Origin of the sequence: Arthrobacter sp. PGP41 (assembly GCF_002953935.1) — a bacterium.
GTDB lineage: Bacteria > Actinomycetota > Actinomycetes > Actinomycetales > Micrococcaceae > Arthrobacter.
This window is the reverse complement of record NZ_CP026514.1, coordinates 542,818-561,918: the sequence shown is the minus strand read 5'-3', so window position 1 is coordinate 561,918 and position 19,101 is coordinate 542,818. Positions and strand designations below refer to the sequence as shown.

21 protein-coding genes are annotated in these 19,101 nt (G+C 65.9%); 9 read left to right on the top strand and 12 right to left on the bottom strand.

The window, feature by feature from the left end; all coding sequences use genetic code 11:
* Positions 1 to 8 precede the first annotated feature (8 nt).
* The 3 genes from C3B78_RS02710 to C3B78_RS02700 all read right to left on the bottom strand — a co-directional run bounded on the left by C3B78_RS02710 (position 9) and on the right by C3B78_RS02700 (position 3,313).
* Positions 9 to 1,112, bottom strand: a complete 1,104-nt coding sequence (locus C3B78_RS02710) for a hypothetical protein (RefSeq protein ID WP_104996707.1) — start codon at positions 1,110 to 1,112, stop codon at positions 9 to 11.
* A gap of 105 nt (positions 1,113 to 1,217) precedes the next feature.
* Positions 1,218 to 2,351 (bottom strand): ABC transporter permease, encoded by a 1,134-nt coding sequence (locus C3B78_RS02705; RefSeq protein WP_104996706.1) that lies wholly within the window; start codon positions 2,349 to 2,351, stop codon positions 1,218 to 1,220.
* Positions 2,348 to 3,313, bottom strand: coding sequence for an ABC transporter ATP-binding protein (locus C3B78_RS02700; RefSeq protein ID WP_104996705.1), 966 nt, complete (start codon positions 3,311 to 3,313; stop codon positions 2,348 to 2,350). The genes C3B78_RS02705 and C3B78_RS02700 overlap by 4 nt, the downstream gene beginning before the upstream one ends.
* 206 nt (positions 3,314 to 3,519) lie before the next feature.
* On the opposite strand from C3B78_RS02700, the gene C3B78_RS02695 reads away from it, so the two are divergent.
* A complete protein-coding gene (locus tag C3B78_RS02695; protein WP_104996704.1) occupies positions 3,520 to 4,878 on the top strand; it encodes an aspartate kinase in 1,359 nt (452 codons plus the stop codon).
* Positions 4,879 to 4,998: 120 nt separating this feature from the next.
* Here C3B78_RS02695 and C3B78_RS02690 read toward each other — a convergent pair whose 3' ends face one another.
* Positions 4,999 to 5,214 (bottom strand): hypothetical protein, encoded by a 216-nt coding sequence (locus C3B78_RS02690; RefSeq protein ID WP_104999594.1) that lies wholly within the window; start codon positions 5,212 to 5,214, stop codon positions 4,999 to 5,001.
* Positions 5,215 to 5,330: 116 nt separating this feature from the next.
* Positions 5,331 to 5,573, bottom strand: a complete 243-nt coding sequence (locus C3B78_RS02685) for a hypothetical protein (protein ID WP_104996703.1) — start codon at positions 5,571 to 5,573, stop codon at positions 5,331 to 5,333.
* Between the two features lie 77 nt (positions 5,574 to 5,650).
* Here C3B78_RS02685 and C3B78_RS02680 point away from each other — a divergent pair, with 77 nt between their 5' ends.
* Genes C3B78_RS02680 through C3B78_RS02665 form a run of 4 tightly spaced genes read left to right on the top strand, consistent with a single transcriptional unit; the run spans position 5,651 to position 7,993 of the window.
* Positions 5,651 to 6,133: a MarR family winged helix-turn-helix transcriptional regulator gene (locus C3B78_RS02680; protein WP_104996702.1), complete on the top strand. Its 483-nt coding sequence runs from the start codon at positions 5,651 to 5,653 to the stop codon at positions 6,131 to 6,133.
* Positions 6,134 to 6,184: 51 nt separating this feature from the next.
* Positions 6,185 to 6,733 (top strand): SSI family serine proteinase inhibitor, encoded by a 549-nt coding sequence (locus C3B78_RS02675; RefSeq protein WP_104996701.1) that lies wholly within the window; start codon positions 6,185 to 6,187, stop codon positions 6,731 to 6,733.
* Complete coding sequence (locus C3B78_RS02670) at positions 6,705 to 7,649, top strand: 3-methyladenine DNA glycosylase (RefSeq protein ID WP_104996700.1); 945 nt, start codon at positions 6,705 to 6,707, stop codon at positions 7,647 to 7,649. The genes C3B78_RS02675 and C3B78_RS02670 overlap by 29 nt, the downstream gene beginning before the upstream one ends.
* The gene (locus C3B78_RS02665) at positions 7,646 to 7,993 is read left to right on the top strand and encodes a serine protease inhibitor (protein WP_104996699.1); all 348 of its coding nucleotides are present in this window, start codon (positions 7,646 to 7,648) and stop codon (positions 7,991 to 7,993) included. The genes C3B78_RS02670 and C3B78_RS02665 overlap by 4 nt, the downstream gene beginning before the upstream one ends.
* Positions 7,994 to 8,085: 92 nt before the next feature.
* Here the strand turns inward: C3B78_RS02665 and C3B78_RS02660 are convergent, their stop codons facing one another.
* Positions 8,086 to 11,190, bottom strand: coding sequence for a S8 family serine peptidase (locus C3B78_RS02660; protein WP_104996698.1), 3,105 nt, complete (start codon positions 11,188 to 11,190; stop codon positions 8,086 to 8,088).
* A 279-nt stretch (positions 11,191 to 11,469) separates the two neighbouring features.
* On the bottom strand, positions 11,470 to 11,655 hold the full coding sequence (locus C3B78_RS02655; RefSeq protein WP_104996697.1) for a hypothetical protein: 186 nt from the start codon (positions 11,653 to 11,655) through the stop codon (positions 11,470 to 11,472).
* A gap of 271 nt (positions 11,656 to 11,926) precedes the next feature.
* Here C3B78_RS02655 and purS point away from each other — a divergent pair, with 271 nt between their 5' ends.
* From purS to purL, 3 genes are read left to right on the top strand one after another with little or no spacing between them, the layout of a single operon-like run.
* The gene (gene purS / locus C3B78_RS02650; RefSeq protein ID WP_015935902.1) at positions 11,927 to 12,178 is read left to right on the top strand and encodes a phosphoribosylformylglycinamidine synthase subunit PurS; all 252 of its coding nucleotides are present in this window, start codon (positions 11,927 to 11,929) and stop codon (positions 12,176 to 12,178) included.
* Position 12,179: 1 nt separating this feature from the next.
* The gene (gene purQ / locus C3B78_RS02645) at positions 12,180 to 12,953 is read left to right on the top strand and encodes a phosphoribosylformylglycinamidine synthase subunit PurQ (RefSeq protein WP_104996696.1); all 774 of its coding nucleotides are present in this window, start codon (positions 12,180 to 12,182) and stop codon (positions 12,951 to 12,953) included.
* Positions 12,950 to 15,259: a phosphoribosylformylglycinamidine synthase subunit PurL gene (gene purL, locus C3B78_RS02640; protein WP_104996695.1), complete on the top strand. Its 2,310-nt coding sequence runs from the start codon at positions 12,950 to 12,952 to the stop codon at positions 15,257 to 15,259. The genes purQ and purL overlap by 4 nt, the downstream gene beginning before the upstream one ends.
* 66 nt (positions 15,260 to 15,325) lie before the next feature.
* Here purL and C3B78_RS02635 read toward each other — a convergent pair whose 3' ends face one another.
* From C3B78_RS02635 to C3B78_RS02615, 5 genes are all read right to left on the bottom strand, one after another.
* Positions 15,326 to 16,135, bottom strand: coding sequence for a hypothetical protein (locus tag C3B78_RS02635; protein ID WP_104996694.1), 810 nt, complete (start codon positions 16,133 to 16,135; stop codon positions 15,326 to 15,328).
* Between the two features lie 249 nt (positions 16,136 to 16,384).
* On the bottom strand, positions 16,385 to 16,678 hold the full coding sequence (locus C3B78_RS02630) for a DUF503 domain-containing protein (protein ID WP_104996693.1): 294 nt from the start codon (positions 16,676 to 16,678) through the stop codon (positions 16,385 to 16,387).
* Between the two features lie 75 nt (positions 16,679 to 16,753).
* Positions 16,754 to 17,071: a putative quinol monooxygenase gene (locus C3B78_RS02625; protein WP_104996692.1), complete on the bottom strand. Its 318-nt coding sequence runs from the start codon at positions 17,069 to 17,071 to the stop codon at positions 16,754 to 16,756.
* Entirely contained in the window at positions 17,068 to 17,622 is a 555-nt protein-coding gene (locus tag C3B78_RS02620) for a DUF1990 family protein (RefSeq protein WP_234005497.1), read from the bottom strand. Before C3B78_RS02620 ends, C3B78_RS02625 begins: the two co-directional genes overlap by 4 nt.
* Positions 17,612 to 18,022: an MmcQ/YjbR family DNA-binding protein gene (locus tag C3B78_RS02615; protein WP_104996690.1), complete on the bottom strand. Its 411-nt coding sequence runs from the start codon at positions 18,020 to 18,022 to the stop codon at positions 17,612 to 17,614. The genes C3B78_RS02620 and C3B78_RS02615 overlap by 11 nt, the downstream gene beginning before the upstream one ends.
* A 45-nt stretch (positions 18,023 to 18,067) precedes the next feature.
* Between C3B78_RS02615 and C3B78_RS02610 the strand changes: the two genes are divergently transcribed.
* Positions 18,068 to 19,096: an isopenicillin N synthase family dioxygenase gene (locus C3B78_RS02610; protein ID WP_104996689.1), complete on the top strand. Its 1,029-nt coding sequence runs from the start codon at positions 18,068 to 18,070 to the stop codon at positions 19,094 to 19,096.
* The last annotated feature ends 5 nt before the right edge of the window (positions 19,097 to 19,101 follow it).

Sequence of the window (19,101 nt, the reverse complement as noted above, 5' to 3'; positions counted from 1 at the left end):
CGCCCGCGTCAGGTCCGCGGACGCCTGCGCGAACCAGCCGTCCTGCTTCCGGCGGCCAGCAGCACTCCAGCCACTATGGCCTGGCCGGCAATTCCCACCACAGGCAGCGGCATCCTGGCCGAATCCTTGGCCAGCGGTTCCCCGTTCACACAGGGGACCTGGGTGCCGTCCCCCGCTTCCTGCATGGCTGACGGCACCCATCCCAGGACAACCCCGGCCGGATCGGCGTCAGCGCCCAGCGCCAGGAAGACCACCGAGGGGCTGAAGGCGGCCAGCCACATGATGCGCTCGGTATGGTAGACCTCGGCTACGCCGGCCGGGACTTCCGAACACTGGTAGGCCTGGCGTGTCCCGGCGGGTCCCCACTGCACATTCACTGCCACGGTCACCGGTTCCACCACCCGGACCAGGGGCACCAGGGCGGCAGCGCCACCGGCCGAGCCAGCCACCAGGATTCCGGCGAGCGCCAAACCCGCCACCCGGGCCAGTCGCGGTTTCCCTGCCGTAGCCGCCACCCCCACTCCAACAGCGCCGAAAACGGTGCCCTCAACAGCGATGACCCCGGCAGCGGCCGCCGCCACAGTGCCTGGTCCGCCGGCAGCCAGCGACTGCAGCATCAGCACGCAGAACGCCAGGGCAGCCAAAATGAACCCACGGAATGTGGTGGCCAGCAATGCCGGGAGGACCACGCCGCCCACGGCCGGCTCCGTGGCTGCGGCAACGTGTCGTTGGCACTGCATGCCCCAGGCCACCGCAAGACAGGCCGCCACGGACGGCATGAGGGTTGCGGCGAGCGCGTACACCAGCATCGGGGCGTTATACCCGCCACTCCCCTGCCCCAGCGACGCAAACATCACCACGGCGGCGGCGGAAGCTGCCCAGGTTCCTACAACAGCGCTGCCCGCCAGCGCCCAGAACCTGACGGTACGGATGCTGCGGCCAGCGTCAGCCACCGCGAGCTGCATGCCCGGCCGGCCGCCGTGCATCTGTTCCCGGCCGCCGTCGTCGTCATCCTCCCAGCTGGAACTGCCGGAACCGCCGGCGTTCGCGCCTATCGGTTCGTAGAAGGGTTCGGCGACTGGATGCGCAGCAGGCTGGTCGTCGTCGGCCATGGGGAAGCCCGCCTTTCCACGGACAGGCCCCAGCCCGGCTCAGACCGGCAAAGGTGCCGGCTGGTCCTATCGTTGCCCAACACGCCAGGGCTGTCCAGAGCCGGACTATGCGATGCGCACACCCCGGGCCAGCTTGTGCGCAGGTGTCCTGAGCGCCCGCCGGCCGAGCCACATCAGCAGGGCGGACAGCACCAGCTGAAGCCCCAGTCCAAGCGGCCACAGCGGAGTTTTCTGCCCCAGGTACGGCGGCCGTACCATGCCGTTGGCGCAGGGGACGGTGCCGTCCGGGCCGGCCATTGCCTGGCGGGTGCCCTGGCTTATTCCTTCAATGGCCCCGACGGAGGCGAAACCCGTCTGCGCTGTGCGGTCGCGGTATGGGATGGCATCCGCCACCACCACGAAAGGGTTCATGCCGAGCAGCCATGCAACCCGCTCGGTACGGACGGCAGGCTGTTCCCGGAGCGGACCCGAGCAGGTGTACTCCGGCCCGAACGGCCCGGACTCCAGCGGTGCGTACTGGCGGTACAGCGGGTTGTTGGCCATGACGGTGCCCTGGGCCAGGCCCGTGCCGAGCCCGAAGGAAATCAGCGTGCCGAAAACCAGCCCGGCCACCGCCAGGTAAGTCACCAAAATGGAGAACAAGGACCGCCCGGCCAGAGCCGAAATCCCCACGCCTAAGGCGCATACGATGCCCACTTCAACTGCCAGCATCAGCAGTGCAACCGTCACGTGTCCCGGTGTCATTCCCCCGAGAGCCACACCAATGACCAGGAACGGCGCGCTGGCCACGAGGAACGCAAGGGCTGCCAGCCAGGCGGCAAAAAACTTCCCCCACAGTATCTGGCCGGGTTCGAGGAGGGTGACCTGCAGGATCGCCAGGGTGCCGCCTGCCCGGTCCCCGGTGATTGCATTGGCAGACAAGGCGGGCGCCACCAGCAATGCGAACAACAGGACGAATGCCAGCACCACTTCAAAGATCATTGAACCCGGCCCGGCCGGCTCCGGCGGAACATAGCCTCCATACGCCCGCTGGGCAGCCTGCGAGGCGTTCCAGCCGGCCCACGTCAGCAGGGTGACCACACCGGTCAGGACAAACCAGATGGCCAGCAAGATGTACCAGCCGCGCGAACGCAGGCGCTGCTTCAGTTCCAGGACCACCACATTCCTGATTCCCGCAAGATAGGCTGCTGATGCGCCGGTTCCCGAGGTGTCCTGCCTGTTGTCGGTTGCCTGGCTCACTGCCGCTCCCCCTCAAGGTTCATGTAGGTCTCTTCAAGGGCCCCGCTTGCGGGGGCACAGGAAATGATTCCGACGCCGGCCAGCACCAGGTCCCGCAGGAGGCGCTCCGCATCGCCGTCGTTGTTCAGCACCAGGCTCACGCCCGGACGGCGGCCATCCTCGACGCGGAACGCCATTCCCAGGGCGGTAAGCCTTGCGGCCAGTGCTGCCGGGTCCGAGCCGGAGATCGCGTACCGCCGGCCCGCGGCGGCTGCTTCGGCAGTGGACTGCTGGCGGACTGTGCGGCCCCTATTGACGAACACTGCGCCGTCGGCGATCTCGTCGAGTTCACTGAGGACGTGGGAGGACACCACCACGGCCTTGCCCTCCGCCGCCAACTGCCTCAGCATGGTGCGGAGTTCCACCCGCGAGCCCGGGTCCAGGCCAGAGGCTGGCTCATCAAGGAGCAGGACTGAAGGGTCGTGGATCAGTGCCCTGGCGAGGCTCAGCCGCTGCTGCTGCCCGCGGGACAACACCCGTGCCGGCTGGTCCGCGAGATCGTCCAGCCGGACCCTTTCCAGCATGGCGGCCACCCTTTGGCCGAGGCCTCCGGCCGGCAGCCGGTAAAAGCGGGCCATCTGGGTGAGGATCTCCCGGGCGGTCAAAGACTCCCACACGCCCAACGTATCGGGCATCCAGCCCAGGCGCCTTCTGACCTGCGCGCGGTGGCGGAGGGGATCCAGGCCCCCCACGCTGATTGTCCCCTCATCCGGCGCCAGCAGCGATGCCAGCATCAGCAGGAGCGTTGTCTTGCCGGCGCCGTTGGGTCCGATCAGGGCGGTCACCTTCCCTGCCGGAGCATGGAAGTCCATGTGTTCGACGGCGCGCACCGCGCCGAAGCTTCGGCTGACGCCACGCGCCGATATTCCGTCGTCGGACACCGGCACGCCCGAATATCCCGGTACCTCAGAAATCCTTGCCATCGATCTGCACCTGCCCCCACAGTCTTTGCATTCTGACGCTCTGAGCCTACGCCGCCCGCGCCCTCCAGGGGCTGCCTGGCCGGCCGGAAATGGTCACAATTCAACCCCGGGCAGCGGGCGGCGATAAACTGTGGGGAGAAGTCGCGCCGACCAGGCGTTAGGCTGCCTGGCCTCCAAACCCCTACAGATCCAGTGAAGGTACGCGCATGAGTACGCCCACTACCGAAGTGCACAACGCAACGCAGCCGCAGGGGCTGCCCGCCGGCCGTGCGGTGACAAAGCAGCTCATCGTGCAGAAGTTCGGCGGATCCTCCGTGGCGGACGCGGACGGCATCAAGCGGGTTGCCAAACGGGTGGTGGACGCGCAGGCCGCCGGCAACGAGGTGGTTGTTGTGGTCTCTGCCATGGGTGACACCACGGACGAACTCCTGGACCTTGCCGCCCAGGTGACGGACTCGGCACCCGCCCGCGAAATGGACATGCTGCTGTCCGCCGGCGAGCGCATCTCCATGGCGCTGCTGGCCATGGCCATCAATAAACTGGGCGCCTCCGCCCAGTCCTTCACCGGTTCCCAGGCCGGCATGATCACTGACGGCATCCACGGCAAGGCCCGGATCATCGATGTGGATCCCCACCGGATCCGGACGGCGCTGGACAAGGGCAACATCGCCATTGTGGCCGGATTCCAGGGCATGAGCCGTGCCACCAACGAGATCACCACCCTCGGCAGGGGCGGGTCAGACACCACCGCGGTGGCGCTGGCTGCGGCCCTTGAGGCGGATGTGTGCGAGATCTACACGGACGTGGACGGCATCTACACGGCAGATCCCCGCGTAGTTCCCTCCGCCCAGAAGATTGAGCGGATCTCCAGCGAGGAAATGCTGGAGCTCGCAGCGTCCGGCGCCAAGATCCTCCACCTGCGCTGCGTGGAGTATGCCCGCAGGTTCGGCGTGCCCCTGCATGTCCGTTCCTCATTCAGCCAGCACGAAGGCACCTGGGTCATCCCCAGCGCCGAAGACAAGATCACCACACAAGAGGGAGTTGCCTTGGAGCAGCCAATCATCTCCGGCGTTGCGCACGACCGTTCCGAAGCCAAGGTCACTGTTGTTGGCGTTCCGGACATTCCGGGCAAGGCCGCAGCGATCTTCCAGGTCATCGCCGACGCCCACTCGAACATCGACATGATCGTGCAGAACGTTTCCACCCACGGCACGGGCCGGACGGACATCTCGTTTACGCTCCCCATCGTGGAAGGCGCCGACGCACTGGCGGCCCTCCATGCGGCGCAGGACCAGATCGGCTTCGAGAGCATCGAGTACAACGAGCAGATCGGCAAGTTGTCGCTGATCGGTGCAGGCATGCGCTCGCACCCCGGCGTCTCGGCAACGTTCTTCAAAGCCCTCTCCGACGCCGGTATCAACATCAACATGATCTCCACCTCCGAGATCCGCATCTCCGTTGTGACCCACGCGGACCTCCTGGACGAGGCCGTGCGTGTCATCCACAAGGCCTTTGACCTGGACAGCGAAAACGAAGCAACGGTCTACGGCGGCACCGGCCGGTAGTCCCACCGGCAACCCAAACCCGCCGGATGCGCGGGAAAGCCGGGCGTCTTCCGATACTCGGAGGAAGCCCGGCTTTCCTGCGTTGCAGATGTTATAGATGCCCCAGGCTGGGCTGGCCGGTCAGCTTTCCTTCTCGAGGTCTTCGCGGCGCACAGCGTAGTGATGGCCGGTCGAATCTGTTTCCACGACGAAGTGCGAGAGGTCCTCCTCCGAGGCCTGTTCGAAAGCGTCATGCTTGTGGACCACAGGCGTATCCGGGTCCAGCCGCGTGGCCGGGCCAAAGACGAATCGCAGCCTTTCGGTGAGATTCATGAAACCGCTGAGTACATGTGCCACTGTTTCCACCCCCTTCCCGGACATCGGGGAAAGGGCTCCTGCCGGCAGGAGCCAGTGCCCTTATTTTATGCCTGCAGGCCGGAAAAGGCTCCTGGCCAAGACAGCATTGCCCGGGGTCAGCGGAGGGATTTGTCCTCTGGATTCCGGGGGACCACGTAAGTGCTGCCGTCCGGCCGCGTCACAGTTTCCCACTGCCGGGTCTCCGCCTGCCGCTGGGCCAGCAGCCTGCGGTTTTCATCCGTCATGTCGTGGCCCAGGGATGAGCGGTTCGCGGGGCCGAAGATGGCCCGGAGCCTGCCGGTGGCCCGCATAAAGCGCTGCGACGCGTTTTCCTTGCCTGCTGAGTTGGCCTTACCCATGGAACTGGCTCCTTGCCTGACATGCCTACCGCTAAAAGTGTACGCTAATGATTAGTGCACTAACAATCGGAGGATCCATGGCAGCGGCAACCGGCAGCGAACAGGGGCAGGACGAGGACCTGCTTTTGGAACACCAGTTGTGCTTCGCCCTGACGGTGGCGGCGCGAAGCGTTGTGGGCGCCTACAAGCCGGTGCTGGAGAAGCTGAATCTGACCCACCCGCAGTACCTTGTGATGCTGTGCCTCTGGGAAGCGAGTCCGCGGACTGTCCGGAATATCAGCGAGGCCCTCGCCCAGGAACCGGCCACCATCTCCCCGCTGCTCCGCAGGCTTGAGGCCGCGGGCCTGATCACGCGGCGGCGGGCAGACGGCAACGAGCGCGCCCTCGCCGTCGAGTTGACCCACGAAGGCGCCGCGCTCCGGCAGGAGGCGCTCAACGTTCCCGGGACCATGATGGAACGGCTGGGGCTGAGCAGGGACCAGGTCGGCGAACTCCATGCGGCCATGATGGGCCTCATTGCGGCCACCTCCAACACCAGCCAGATGCAGGACCGGCAGTAGAATAAGGGCATGAAGGGCAGGCGGCGACCCCCAGGCAGGACGCACACGAGCATGATCTCAGCCTTGCTCGTGGCAGCGGCGCTGCTCGCGGCCTGCTCTCCGGGCCAAGGCGGCGGCACCCCGTCCGGCGGACCATCCTCACCTCCCACAGCCTCCGCCACCAGTTCCCCGCAGCCGTCCGGCAGTCCGTCTGCCGACGCCGAGACCTCCGTCCCTGCCCCGGCTCCCGAATCTCCGGCGGCACCCTCAGGACCGGGCAAGGGTAACGCCGAACTTGCCATCATCATCGTTCCCGCCGAGGGCGAACCGGAGATCAGCTACACCCTGGTCTGCGCCGAAGGGGTCCCTGTTGCTGAAAGCGTCCATCCGGCCGCTGATGCTGCGTGCGCTGCGCTGAAGGAAAACGCCGGGCTGGTGAGCCCCTCCGCCCCGGCAACGGACCAGGCCTGCACCCAACAGTACGGCGGCCCGCAAAAAGCCACCGTGACGGGCGTTGTGGACGGCGTGCCGGTAGACGCTGCATTCTCCCGCACCAACGGCTGCGAAATCAGCGCCTGGGAAGCTGCGAAGGATGTCCTGGGTGCCGCCGGTGGAGCTTAAGCTTCTGGCGGCGGATGTATGGCAGCCGCTCGAGGAAGCCCACCACCAGCGCGTCGGCCGCTACGCCGACCCCTACCTTGCCCGCAGGTCCGCCGGCAGGAAGCATCCAGTGGAGGACTTCCTGTTCACCTACTACACCCAGAAACCCGGCCAGCTGCGGCGCTGGCACCCCGGCGCAGGGTACGTCCTGCCGGGCAGGGCAGCGGCCGCGCGGACGGGCTGGAAGCACTACAGGATGCTCGACGACGGCGAGCTTGCCTTCCTGGGGCTGCCGGAAGGAAGCACCGCGGTCACCTTTGACCGCGACGCTTTTCTTGCCGACCGCAGCGAGGCCGTGGCCTTTGCCCGCATCATCCTGCGGGGGACCGCCGCACGCCCGGCCCAGTTCGGCTGCTTTGGCCTGCACGAATGGGCGATGGTCTACCGCCAGGACAAGTTCGACCTGCGCCATGAATACCTCCAGCTGAGGCTGGGGTCGGCCGGCACCGACAAGGTGGTGGAGGACAACAGGATCCGCTGCACGCACTTCGATGCATTCCGCTTTTATACGCCGGACGCCGTGCCGCTGAATGAGTTTGCGCCGAGCCGGAACAGCCAGCGCCACCACGAACAGCCCGGCTGCCTCCACGCCAACATGGACCTGTACAAGTGGGCCTACAAGCTGCTGCCGGCCCTGTCCAGCGAACTGGTGATGGACTGCTTCGAGCTATCCTGGCGGATCCGCGCCATGGACATGCAGGCTTCTCCCTACGACCTGGCGGAGTGGGGCTATCCGGCGATTCCCATCGAGACGCCCCAAGGGAAGGCGGCCTACGTGGAGTACCAGCGCTCCTTCGCCGCCGAGGCCGCAGCACTCCGGGAGCGGCTGGCAATGGAACTGGACGCACTCTCGACCGTCCCGGGCATGACCGAATGATCGATCTCACCGTCAGGCTGAGGGAGGATCCGGCCGCCGTCGAGCAGGTTTTTCGGCTCATAGCCGACGATGGACGTGCCCAGCCCGGAAGCACGCTGCCGGACCCCGAAGCCGCCCTCGCAGCCGTGGAGAAGTTCGGTGAGGATATCTTCTTCCCCAAGCCCGGACCACCGCGCTTGTGCACCCAGCAGTATGGCGGACCGCAGATGGCCGTGGTCACTGGAATCTTCCATGGCCGCCCGGTTAATTCCACTTTCGCGCGCACGGACGGCTGCGAAATCGCACGCTGGAAAGCGATGGCACCGCTGCTGGGCAGCGCCGGCGGAGCATGGGGCAGCACCTAGGACACCCGGCCAGGCGGTTCTCCAGGCAAAAAGCCGGATCCCGGGCGGTTTAGCCGCCCGGGATCCTGCTTTTCCTCCAGGACATCAGGCTGCTAGGACGCGGGTACTGCGTCCGCGAGCGCTACCTGCGGAGCCCCGGCGGGGGCAACCGGCGCGGCTCCCACCTGGACGTTAACCCACGTCCTGATGCCGTTCCCGCCCAGGCTGAGCCGCGAAACGTAGGCACCTTCGGACAGGCCGGTCCAGGAAACCGTGGCAGAGGTGGCGGTGCCATTGGGGGCCACGATCGGATTCGGGTCCACCGTGAGGTTGCCGGCGTCCCCTGCGAAGGTGACCGCCTGCACGGACGCGCTAGCCGCGCCGTTGTCCGGCGTGGAGTAGAGGTTGACCGCAATGTAGTAAGTCCCGGCCCGGGGGGATTCCAGGTTCAGGAATTCGCTGGCAGCGGCGGTCGCCACCTGGGTGGCAGTCAGGCCGCCCGAAGCATTGGGGGCGTACACCACCATGTCCCAGTCGACGTCGTCCGACTGCGCCTGGACGCCCAGGCGGGCGAACGAGGCTCCCTGCGGAACTGCCACCTGAAGCAGCGCGTTGTGGGCGTCGTTCCGGGGCGCGTACGCGCCGGGAGTCTTGGTAATGGCCGTTTGGCTCAGCGGAGCCAGCCCCTCCACCCCTACGTTGATCGGGCTGTCCGAACCGGACACCAGTTCCATCGTGCCGCTCCCGCTGCCGGAAGCGGAGCTGAAGGAGAAGGACGGGGCGATCTGCGCATCAACGGGCCGGATTGCGATGGGAGAGCTCACAGTCCGCGGGCCCTTCCAGGCCAGGGTGCCGGTGCTGAACTTGCCCACCGGAGCGCTGACGTTCCGGATGGTCAGCGTGACCTCGCGGGTCTGGCCGGCCTTGGCGAAGTTCAGTGCGTTCGGCTCCACCTTGACATTGAATCCCGGCATGTTGACTTCCGGACGGTAGATTCCGGGAACCAAGGCAGTGAGCTGTCGCTTGACCTGCACTTCCCCCACCAGGCTGCCGAGTGCGATCGACGGAACGTTCAGGTCGCGGGCCGCAATGGAGCCGGCCTGCGCAGCCCCGGTGTCCACGCCCTGGCCGTTGAGGAAGCCGAGCCAGTCCTTGATGCCTGAGTTGTAGACCAGGCCCGGATCCAGGACCCGGGTGGAGTCGATGTGGCCTGCGCCGCCCTGGAACGGATCCGTATTGGGCGTGCCGTCGGCGTTCACCAGCGGGTAAGCCGTGGTCATCATGGCAGACTTGACCATCGCGGGCGTCCACTTGGGCTGCTTGCCGAGCACCAGGGCGCCGAAGCCGGCGATGTGCGGCGCAGCCATGGAGGTTCCGGACATAAAGCCGAACTGGTCACCGTTGTTGCCGATGGTGGAGACGCCGGCAAGGACGTTCACACCGGGAGCCGCGATGTCCGGCTTCAGCAGGTCGCCGCCGGCGGCAAGGGTAGGTCCGCGGGAGGAGAAACCGGCGATCTGGGGCGCAGGTGCGGGCGGCAGGCCCGTGAGGTCGCCTTTGACCAGGCTGGCTGTGAGTGCGGGGTTCGCCTCCAGCTTCGACTTCAGGTCCAGGCTCTTGGGTGCGTTGACGTGCACTGTGGGCAGCACATGGTTGTCCGCGTCCTCGGAGCTGCTGGTGAGGTTCACCAAAATCATGCCAACGCCGCCCTTGTCCTGGACTTCCTGGCTCTTGGCCGTCCGGTCCACCACGCCGCGGTCGCAGACCACCACCTTGCCCGCAACCTTCGCCGGGTCGAGGGAGCCCGGGGCGCAGAGGTTGGGATTGGTGGCTCCGGCTGCTGCCGCAGCCGAGGCGACGACAACCGGCCTGTCTGCCACCTCGGACTTCATGATCGAAGCTCCGCGGTAGAGCGAGCCGTCCGAGACCTTGACGGTGCCCAGCAGGTCACTGGGGAACGTGGACGCGGCAACCGTGGTCAGCCACGGTGAGGAGTGGTTGACGGTGGACGCTGCGGGCCCGGAGTTGCCGGCTGAAGCGGACACAAAGACGCCTGCAGAGGCGGCATTCAGGAACGCAAGGGCTACGGGATCGGTGGTGGTGTTGTTGTTGCCGGAGATGGAGTAGTTCAGGACATCCACGCCGTCTTTGATTGCGGCCTCCACCGCCTCCACCGAGGCGGAGGAGTAGCAGCCGCCGGTGTTCGGGTTGGTGTCCTCCCAGCAGACTTTGTATACCGAGACCTTCGCGGCGGGGGCAACGCCGGAGCTCCTGCCGAAGTTTGCGCCGTCGATCACCTGCTCCACATTCGCGTCGCCTGCGGCGGTAGTGGCCGTGTGGGTTCCGTGGCTTCCGACGTCGACCGGGGAGATGAGTTCCTCCGGGGCCCGGTTCTGCGGGGCTACGTATTGCAGGAACGAATCGGCGAAGTACCTTGCGCCAACAACCTTGGAGTTGCACAGGGAGCCGTCGAACGCCGCTCCCGTGCCCTGGCCTTTTTGGCATTCGCCCTCGAAGGTGGTGCCGTCAGCTTTGAGCATGGCGATCCGGCCTTCCGCGGTGCGGTAGGGCACGCCCACCTGGGCCGGGCCGCTAAGGGGCTGTACCGGTTCGCCCTGGAGGAACGGGTTGTCCGGTGCGTAGCCCGAGTCGATGACGCCAACCACCATGCCCTTGCCGGCATTCGCTTCGCCGCCGAACTGCTTGGCCCAGACCCCGTCCGGGCCGGTCAGCTTAAGGAAATCCGTGGTGGTGTAGTCGGGAGCGTTCTCCGCGTCGGGTGCAACCACCATGACGCGCTCATCCTTGGAAAGTTCCATGGCCTGGGCGGCTGTCAGCTCGGCAGTGAAGCCGTTCAGCGCGGCCGTGTACTGCTTTCCCGGGGTCACCCCCTGGCTTGCTGCCACCTCCCGCTGCTGCCGGCGCAGGTGTGCGTCATAGGCCCTGTAGCTGGCGCTGCCGGCGTCCAGCTTCCGCCCGTTGTCGGGCTTGGTTGCGCCAAGCCCGGGGGTGCCGCCCTCGTAAGCGGCGGCCGCTGCTTCCGCCAGGACCACGATGTAGCGGCCGTCTTTGAATTCGGCAGGTGCAGTTTCCATGGCAGCGACTGCCTGATCCAGCCCGGCAGGCGCCGCGGTGGCGGGACTGATGGCCATCGAGGTGAGGAGAAGCGGCAAGCCCACGGCAAGCGCCGCTGCCTTCCGGAATCCCCCGCCCCGCATGGGGCTCTTTCCAGTAGATCTCACGAGCAAACCTTTCACGATGTACCGGCCCAGCCACGGTTGGCGGCCCGAAACGACTGACTTTGCGCATGGAATTACAGATCTTGTCATTCCATGAGACCAGTCGACTCAAAGAGTACAGAGTGATAGCTGAATATGACATAGGACACAAAACCAATATTTTCGCCAGTCACATGGGAGCGGGAGACTGCGGCGGAGCACCAAAAAAGGACGCCCCGCAGGACGTCCTTACAAACCCTCAGATGGCAAGCGCTCCCGCTACTGGCGGGGTGTGCGGACCACCTCGCTGATCCACTGCCTGGTCTTCTCATCCACCGGCCCCGCCACCCTGTTCTCCCGGGCGAAACGGTCGGCTTTGATCTTTTGGAACACCATCCTGCCCAGTCCTGCAAACACTGCTGCTGCGACCATGGGCAACAGCACGGATTTCGAATTTTCAGCCATCCAGCAATCCTAGTGACGCAGGACGCGCAACTCCAGAACCCCCGCCCTGGCCCTGTTTCCGCCTTGGCCCCATACCGCCGGCCGCCGCCAGGCAGCCGTTTACAGGGTGGGGCGCTCCGGCCGGTAGAATGGGCTAGCAAGCTCGCGGAGCGCCCGTCCACAAGGTATAAGGAACCGTGCCTGGCACAACCTGTCCCAGACACCCCGGTACGGCGTGAGACGGCACCACTCCGCTGCGCCCTTACCCAAGCTCACGCACAGGAGTTACCGGATGCCCCGGATCGTTGTTGACGTCATGCCCAAGCCCGAGATTCTGGACCCGCAGGGGAAGGCGATCGTCGGCGCTCTCCCCCGCCTGGGCTTCACCAGCTTCAGCTCTGTCCGCCAGGGCAAGCGGTTCGAACTGACCGTCGACGGCGAGGTGACCGAGGAAATCCTGGCCCAGGCACGCGATGCCGCGGAGACCCTCCTGTCCAACCCCGTGATCGAGGACGTCGTCAACGTCGAAGTCGTCGAGGCCTGACATGACTGAACTCCCCCTGATCGGCGAAGCCGTCGCTGCCGCGGCGGAGCCGCGCCTCGCCGGTGCCCGCATCGGCATCGTTACCTTCCCCGGCACCCTCGACGACCGGGACGCCGCCCGCGCCGTGCGCCTTGCCGGCGGCACCGCCGTCGAACTTTGGCACGGTGACAGCCGGCTTGGCGACGTGGACGCCGTGGTCATCCCCGGCGGCTTTTCCTACGGCGACTACCTGCGTGCCGGCGCCATTGCCCGCTTCGCACCGTTGATGTCCAAAATCATCGACGCCGCCAATTCCGATGCCAGGCTGCCTGTCCTTGGCATCTGCAACGGCTTCCAGATCCTCACCGAGTCACACCTGCTGCCCGGCTCGATGATCAAGAACGACCACCTGAAGTTCCTCTGCCGCGACCAGGTGCTGCGCGTCGAGAACAGCAACACGGCCTGGACCCTGGACTACGAAGCCGGCCAGGAAATCACCGTCCCGCTGAAGAACCAGGACGGCCAGTACATCGCGGACGAAAAGACCCTGGACGCCCTTGAGGCGGAGGGCCGCGTCGTCTTCCGCTACGTGGGCTTCAACCCGAACGGCTCCCGCCGGGACATCGCCGGCATTTCCAACGCAGCCGGCAACGTGGTGGGGCTCATGCCGCACCCCGAGCACGCCGTGGAAGTTGGCTTCGGTCCCGAATCCCTCGATGGCATCGGCGGGTCCGACACCGACGGCCTGGGCTTCTTCACCTCCGTCCTGAACAAGATTGTGGGAGGCGACAAGTGACCACGGAAACCACCAAGAAGTTCAACATCGACACCGTTGAACATGCTGCCAAGACCCCGGACACGGAACTGCCCTGGGCGGAACTGGGCCTGAAGCGGAACGAGTTCGACGAGATCGTCAAGGTGCTTGGCCGCCGCCCCACCGGCGCCGAGCTTGCCATGTACTCCGTCATGTGGAGCGAGCACTGCTCCTACAAGTCCTCCAAGAACCACCTGCGCCAGTTCGGCCAGAAGGTCACCGAGGAAATGAAGAAGGACATGCTGGTGGGCATCGGCGAAAACGCCGGTGTGACCAACCTGGGGGACGGCTGGGCCGTGACCTTCAAGATCGAGTCGCACAACTCGCCGTCGTTCGTTGAGCCCTACCAGGGTGCCGCTACCGGCATCGGCGGCATTGTCCGCGACATCATCTCCATGGGCGCCCGCCCCGTTGCCGTGATGGACCCCCTGCGCTTCGGCGCCATCGACCACCCGGACACCGCCCGCGTCATGCACGGCGCGGTTGCCGGCATCGGCGGCTACGGCAACTCGCTGGGCCTGCCGAACATCGGCGGCGAAATGGTGTTTGACTCCGTGTACCAGGGCAACCCGCTGGTCAATGCCCTGGCTGTCGGCGTGATGCGGCACGAGGACATCCGCCTGGCCAACGCCTCCGGCAAGGGCAACAAGGTGGTCCTGTTCGGTGCGCGCACCGGCGGCGACGGCATCGGCGGTGCCTCCGTGCTGGCCTCCGAGTCCTTCGACGACACCAAGCCCTCCAAGCGTCCCGCCGTCCAGGTGGGCGACCCGTTCGCCGAGAAGGTCCTCATCGAGTGCTGCCTTGAACTGTTCAAGGGCTCCCTCGTTGAAGGCATCCAGGACCTCGGCGCGGCCGGCATCTCCTGCGCCACGTCGGAGCTGGCCTCCAACGGCGACGGAGGCATGCAGGTTGAGCTGACCTCCGTCCTGCTCCGCGACCCCACCCTGACCCCCGGCGAGATCCTGATGTCCGAGTCCCAGGAACGGATGATGGCCGTGGTGACCCCGGAGAACGTGGAAGCGTTCGAGGCCGTGATGGACAAGTGGGCCGTGGAGTACTCCTGGCTCGGCGAAGTGACCGATACCGGCCGCCTCATCATCACCTGGGAAGGCGAGGTGATCGTCGACGTCGATCCCCGCACCGTGGCACACGACGGACCGGTCTACGACCGCCCGTACGCACGCCCCGAGTGGCAGGACCGCGTGCAGGCTGACACCTTCACCGGATCTGTCCAGGACACCGGCCGCCCCGCTGCCCCAGCTGAATTGGCAAAGGCCGTCACCGAGCTGGTGGCATCGCCGAACATGTGCTCCAAGTCCTGGATCACCAACCAGTACGACCGCTACGTGGGCGGCAACACGGCCATGGCCTTCCCTGACGACGCCGGCGTGGTACGCGTGGATGAGGAAACCGGCCTGGGCGTGGCCCTGGCCACCGACGCCAACGGCCGCTACACCTACCTCGATCCGTACCATGGCGCCCAGCTGGCGCTGGCCGAGGCCTACCGCAACGTGGCCACCGCGGGTGCCGTGCCCATGGCCGTCAGTGACTGCCTGAACTTCGGCTCCCCCGAGGACCCGGACGTCATGTGGCAGCTCGCCGAGGCCATCCGCGGCCTGTCCGATGCCTGCATGGTGCTGGGCATCCCGGTGACCGGCGGCAACGTCTCCCTGTACAACCAGACGGGCACCACGCCCATCCACCCCTCCCCGGTGGTGGCGGTGCTGGGCAAGCTCGACGACGTTGCGCGCCGCACGCCGTCGGGCTGGCGTGAGGACGGCCAGGCAATTTACCTGCTGGGCACCACTGGTGCCGAGCTGGACGGTTCCGAGTGGGCCAACATGCGCGGCCACCTGGGCGGGCAGCCGCCGAAGGTGGACCTCGAGGCCGAGCGTGCGCTGGGCGAGATCCTGATTAACGCTTCCCGCGACGGCATGATCGACTCCGCGCACGACCTCTCCGAAGGCGGCCTTGCGGCAGCCTTGGTGGAGTCCTCGCTGCGCTACGGCGTGGGTGCCCGGATTGCGCTGCAGGATGTCCTGGACCGCGACGGCGTAGACCTGTTCACGGCCCTCTTCTCCGAGTCCCAGGGCCGCGCTGTTGTGGGCGTCCCGCGTTCGGAGGAAGTCCGGTTCACGGACATGTGCACCGCCCGCGGCTTCGCCCACACGCGCATCGGCGTGGTGGATGCGGCCAGCGGCACCCTGGAGATCAACGGAGTGGAGTCCCTGAACCTGGGCGCCCTCCGTGAAGCCCACGAGGGAACCCTGCCGAAGTACTTCGGCTGACCCCATCGATTGCTCCGTAGCTGCCGTTTTGAACCCTCAGAACGGCAGTTACGGAGCAATCGTTTGTTAACGACCCTTACCCCACCCGGCTTGGACCAGGGCCGTCCGGATTTTGGCGACCGCAGGTTTCGCATCGTTGAACATGTGGCGCTTCGAGATCCTTACCTCGGTCCAGCCCAGGGCTGCGTAGCGCTCGGACCGATCGATGTCCCGCACAATCTGGCCCTCTTCGCCATGGTGTTCGCCCTCGTATTCGATCCCGATCCGGTACTTCCGGTAGGAGAGATCCGGCTCGTGGTGCCTCATGCCGTCCTCCGAGATGATGGGAACGTTCAGCTCGGGTTCAGGCAGCCCGGCCCGTGCTACGGCCAGCCGAAGCAGTGTCTCCTGAGGTGAGTCGGAGCCAACGCGAACCAGCTTGACGGCTTCCTTGGCTTTCCGGAGTCCCCGTTTGCCTTTGTGCCGGTTGATCATCCGCTGAAGATCGCCGATGGAACACAACGGCATGTCCCGGCCCTCGAGCTCCAGCCTGGGCACCCGCACGCAGCTGTCCCCCATCACCACGAGTTCGTCCACCGTCAGCATCTCCGCCATGTCCAGCCAGGTGCGCTCCGGAGTGGTCACGGGAATTCCATCGACCACCGTCACCTCGTCGCTGTAAAGCTTCATTCTGTGCACGATGACATGCGGCCTGTTAAGGTGGGCCGCACCCTCCGGCCTGATGACATGGAACATTTCCGGATTTCCTTTCTGCTGGCGCCGCGGCAGGACCAGGAGCTCCGCCGCAGTGAGGTGCGAGGCGGCACATCGCACATTGACCTCAATGAAGGGCCGCACCCTGGCACTCAAGGGGAGCGCCGCCGGCGTGCGTTCCATGCGGATGCCCCTGCCACGACGGACCAACGACGCGTGACGCCAGCGCCGTGGGGATACTCCTGCGAGCGCCGCATCTGCAAGGGTGAAGGGGCCGGTCCGGAGTTCGTCCGGCAACGGGCGGGGCGTCTTCATCGGTCCATGAGACCAGAATCGGGGAAAGGCCGCAGAAGTTATCCACACCTCTCATCGATTGATCCGTACTTGTCGTTTTCGCGCGTGAAAACGACAAGTACTCAGCAGTCGACGGGGTTAGTCCTCGCTGTGGTGGTCACGCTGCCGGGCACTGAGCAGTTCCAATTCAGGCCGGGCTGCCACAAAGCGTTCGACCGCGTCCAGCACCTCAATGAGGTGGGCGCGGTCGGCTGCCACCAGCCCTGCGCCCACCTGCGAGCGCCGGTACTGGTCGTGATCACCCACCTCGGCAACCGAGACGTCGAAACGCCTCCTGACCTCGGCTAGCAGCGGCCTGATCACGGAGCGTTTTTCCTTCAGGCTCTGGACGTCGCCGAGGAGGATATCGAATTCGATCCAGCCGATCCACATGCCTTCATGCTATCGAGTGCTCCGTAATTGCCGCTTAGGAGTGCCAGAACGGCAGGTACGGAGCAATCGATGGGGTCAGATGGCGAGCTCGCCCATCTGGTCCCAGCCGGCACCGTCGAGCTGGCGGCTGATGATCCGGGGCGTTTCGGCGAGCGCCTGGGGCATGTCCGCCATAGCCTGCTTGAAGTGCGGGCTGTTGACGTGGTCTCCGGCGGCGTCGTCCTTGAAGGCCTCCACCAGGACGAACTCGTTGGGGTCGTCCACGCTGCGGGACCAGTCGAACCAGAGGTTGCCCGGCTCCTCCCTGGTGGCTTGGGTAAAGTCGGAAACCAGGTCGAGCCAGCGCCCGGACCATTCAGGCTTGACCTTGAACTTGACGACAATGAAGATCACGTGGATGTTCCTTCCGCGGCGAGAGTGCGTGCCCCTTCAATGTACCGGGAGGTGACATAGCGTTGCGCCGCACGCGTGACAATGCCGCCGGCCGCGTAGAACCAGTTTGCTGGCCTGCTGAAGGCCCGGATCCGCAAAAACACCTCCCCGCGAGCGCTGATTTCCACCTCGAAGGATTCCTCGCCCCTTGCCGGGTGCCCGGGCAGCGTTCCGTATCCGAATCCTGCTGACTGCGGCATGTCCTCCCCGGCCGCTTCCCGGACCCACACCACCTGGCATGGCGCGTTCAGCCGGAAGGGCCCGGCCCCGAAGCCGCTCACCACCCGCGCCCCGGGCACCGCCACGGGGGAATCGGCGCGGACGCGGAGCCCTGCCCTCCGCTGCAGCTCCCAACTCAGGGTGCCGTCAGCAATCCGTCGGTACACGGCAAGTCCCGTACCCACCCGGACCTCCTTCAGCACGGTGGAGTAGCCCGCAGGTGCCGTGCCCTGCTCCGTGCCGCCGATGCCGGGGTAGTTGAGTGCTCCGGCCGCCCCGCCCTTACTGCCCACGTGCGCCGCCCAGGCGGGTCCAGCCCAGCTGCTCCTGCTGCTTCCTGGTGAGGCCTGCCACCACCAGGTCATAGGAGTCCTCCACCATGTCCCTGATCATGCCTACCGGCAATGCTCCGTCCAGCTTCACACCGTTCCAATGGGCCTTGTTCATGTGCCAGGCTCCGGTGATTTCAGGGTGGGCGGCGCGGAGCTGAACGGCCAGGCCCGGCTCGCACTTGAGGTTCACGTACCCGTCCTTTGTGTTCATTGAGGAGAGCGCGAAAACCTTGCCCCCATTCCGGCCGCCGCCGGCAGCCTCGGCACGGACTTTGAAGACAGCGGTTTCAGGCCCGAACGGATAATCCTCGTACGCGCCGGGGAAGGATAGGCAGATTTTCCTCAGGGCGTCCGGGTCCATGCTGGAAGCCTACAAAGCCATCGCGTCCGGTGCTAGTCTGCGAAGATGTCACACGATCAGGGGGCCATACCTGTTCTTGACCTGGCTACGGCGCGGCAGGCCGACGGGTCATTCCACCCGGACTTTATCGAGCAGCTGCGTTACGCCACCCATAACGTGGGCTTCTTCCAGGTCACCGGCTACGGTGCGGCCAGCGGACAGGCTGAACACCTCCTGGACGTCATCAGGCGCTTCTTCGACTTGCCCCTGGAAGAACGCATGAAGCTGGACAACCGGCTTTCGCCACACTTCCGCGGCTACACCCGGATGGGCACCGAGGTGACCCAGGGAAGGGCTGACGCCCGGGAGCAGATCGACTATTCACCCGAACGGACGCCGGTAGCCGATTATCCGGAGGACCAGCCGTTCTGGCTGCTGCAGGGCCCCAACCTCTGGCCAGACGAGTCCTTTCCCGAACTGCGGCCCGCCGCCATGGAGTGGGCGGAATTGATGTCCCGCGTGGGCATGGAACTGCTCAGGGCCATCGCAGTTTCCCTGCAGCTTCCGGAGGACTACTTCGACGAGCCGTTCCAGGGGTCGCCGGCCTGGATGGGCAAGCTGGTGCACTATGTGGGAGGAGTGGTGGAGGCCGCTGGCGACCAGGGCGTGGGCTCGCATGCCGACTACGGATTCGTGACCCTGCTGCTCCAGGACAGCGTGGGCGGATTGGAGGTCCTGCCGCCCGGAGCCAGCGAATGGGTTCCTGTGGAGCCGATTCCCGAAGCGTTGGTGGTGAACCTTGGCGAGATGCTGGAAGTGGCCACGGAAGGGTATTTGGCGGCCACCATCCATCGCGTTCAGGCCCCTCCACCAGGGGTGGACCGCTATTCTGTTCCATTTTTCTGGTCGCCAAGGCTTGATGCCGTAATCGATCCTGTCCCGCTGCCACCAGAGCTGAAGGCGGCGGCGAGGGGAATCACCGATGATCCGGCCAACCCCCTGCTTTCGTCATTCGGCCTCAACATGCTCAAGGGCAGGATGCGCGCGCACCCGGACGTCACCGAGCGGCACTATCCGGAGTTCTTGAAGCGCTGAAGTCC

Excerpts from the sequence above, each read along its gene's own strand:
- C3B78_RS02615 (WP_104996690.1), bottom strand. The coding sequence starts at position 18,022 with ATGGACCCGGACGCCCTGAGGAAAATCTGCCTATCCTTCCCCGGCGCG.
- C3B78_RS02710 (WP_104996707.1), bottom strand. The coding sequence starts at position 1,112 with ATGGCCGACGACGACCAGCCTGCTGCGCATCCAGTCGCCGAACCCTTC.
- C3B78_RS02665 (WP_104996699.1), top strand. The coding sequence starts at position 7,646 with ATGATCGATCTCACCGTCAGGCTGAGGGAGGATCCGGCCGCCGTCGAG.
- C3B78_RS02635 (WP_104996694.1), bottom strand. The coding sequence starts at position 16,135 with ATGGAACGCACGCCGGCGGCGCTCCCCTTGAGTGCCAGGGTGCGGCCC.
- C3B78_RS02660 (WP_104996698.1), bottom strand. The coding sequence starts at position 11,190 with ATGCGGGGCGGGGGATTCCGGAAGGCAGCGGCGCTTGCCGTGGGCTTG.
- C3B78_RS02610 (WP_104996689.1), top strand. The coding sequence starts at position 18,068 with ATGTCACACGATCAGGGGGCCATACCTGTTCTTGACCTGGCTACGGCG.
- C3B78_RS02655 (WP_104996697.1), bottom strand. The coding sequence starts at position 11,655 with ATGGCTGAAAATTCGAAATCCGTGCTGTTGCCCATGGTCGCAGCAGCA.
- C3B78_RS02700 (WP_104996705.1), bottom strand. The coding sequence starts at position 3,313 with ATGGCAAGGATTTCTGAGGTACCGGGATATTCGGGCGTGCCGGTGTCC.
- C3B78_RS02685 (WP_104996703.1), bottom strand. The coding sequence starts at position 5,573 with ATGGGTAAGGCCAACTCAGCAGGCAAGGAAAACGCGTCGCAGCGCTTT.
- C3B78_RS02680 (WP_104996702.1), top strand. The coding sequence starts at position 5,651 with ATGGCAGCGGCAACCGGCAGCGAACAGGGGCAGGACGAGGACCTGCTT.
- purQ (WP_104996696.1), top strand. The coding sequence starts at position 12,180 with ATGACTGAACTCCCCCTGATCGGCGAAGCCGTCGCTGCCGCGGCGGAG.
- C3B78_RS02695 (WP_104996704.1), top strand. The coding sequence starts at position 3,520 with ATGAGTACGCCCACTACCGAAGTGCACAACGCAACGCAGCCGCAGGGG.
- C3B78_RS02675 (WP_104996701.1), top strand. The coding sequence starts at position 6,185 with ATGATCTCAGCCTTGCTCGTGGCAGCGGCGCTGCTCGCGGCCTGCTCT.
- purS (WP_015935902.1), top strand. The coding sequence starts at position 11,927 with ATGCCCCGGATCGTTGTTGACGTCATGCCCAAGCCCGAGATTCTGGAC.
- C3B78_RS02630 (WP_104996693.1), bottom strand. The coding sequence starts at position 16,678 with ATGTGGATCGGCTGGATCGAATTCGATATCCTCCTCGGCGACGTCCAG.
- C3B78_RS02670 (WP_104996700.1), top strand. The coding sequence starts at position 6,705 with ATGTCCTGGGTGCCGCCGGTGGAGCTTAAGCTTCTGGCGGCGGATGTA.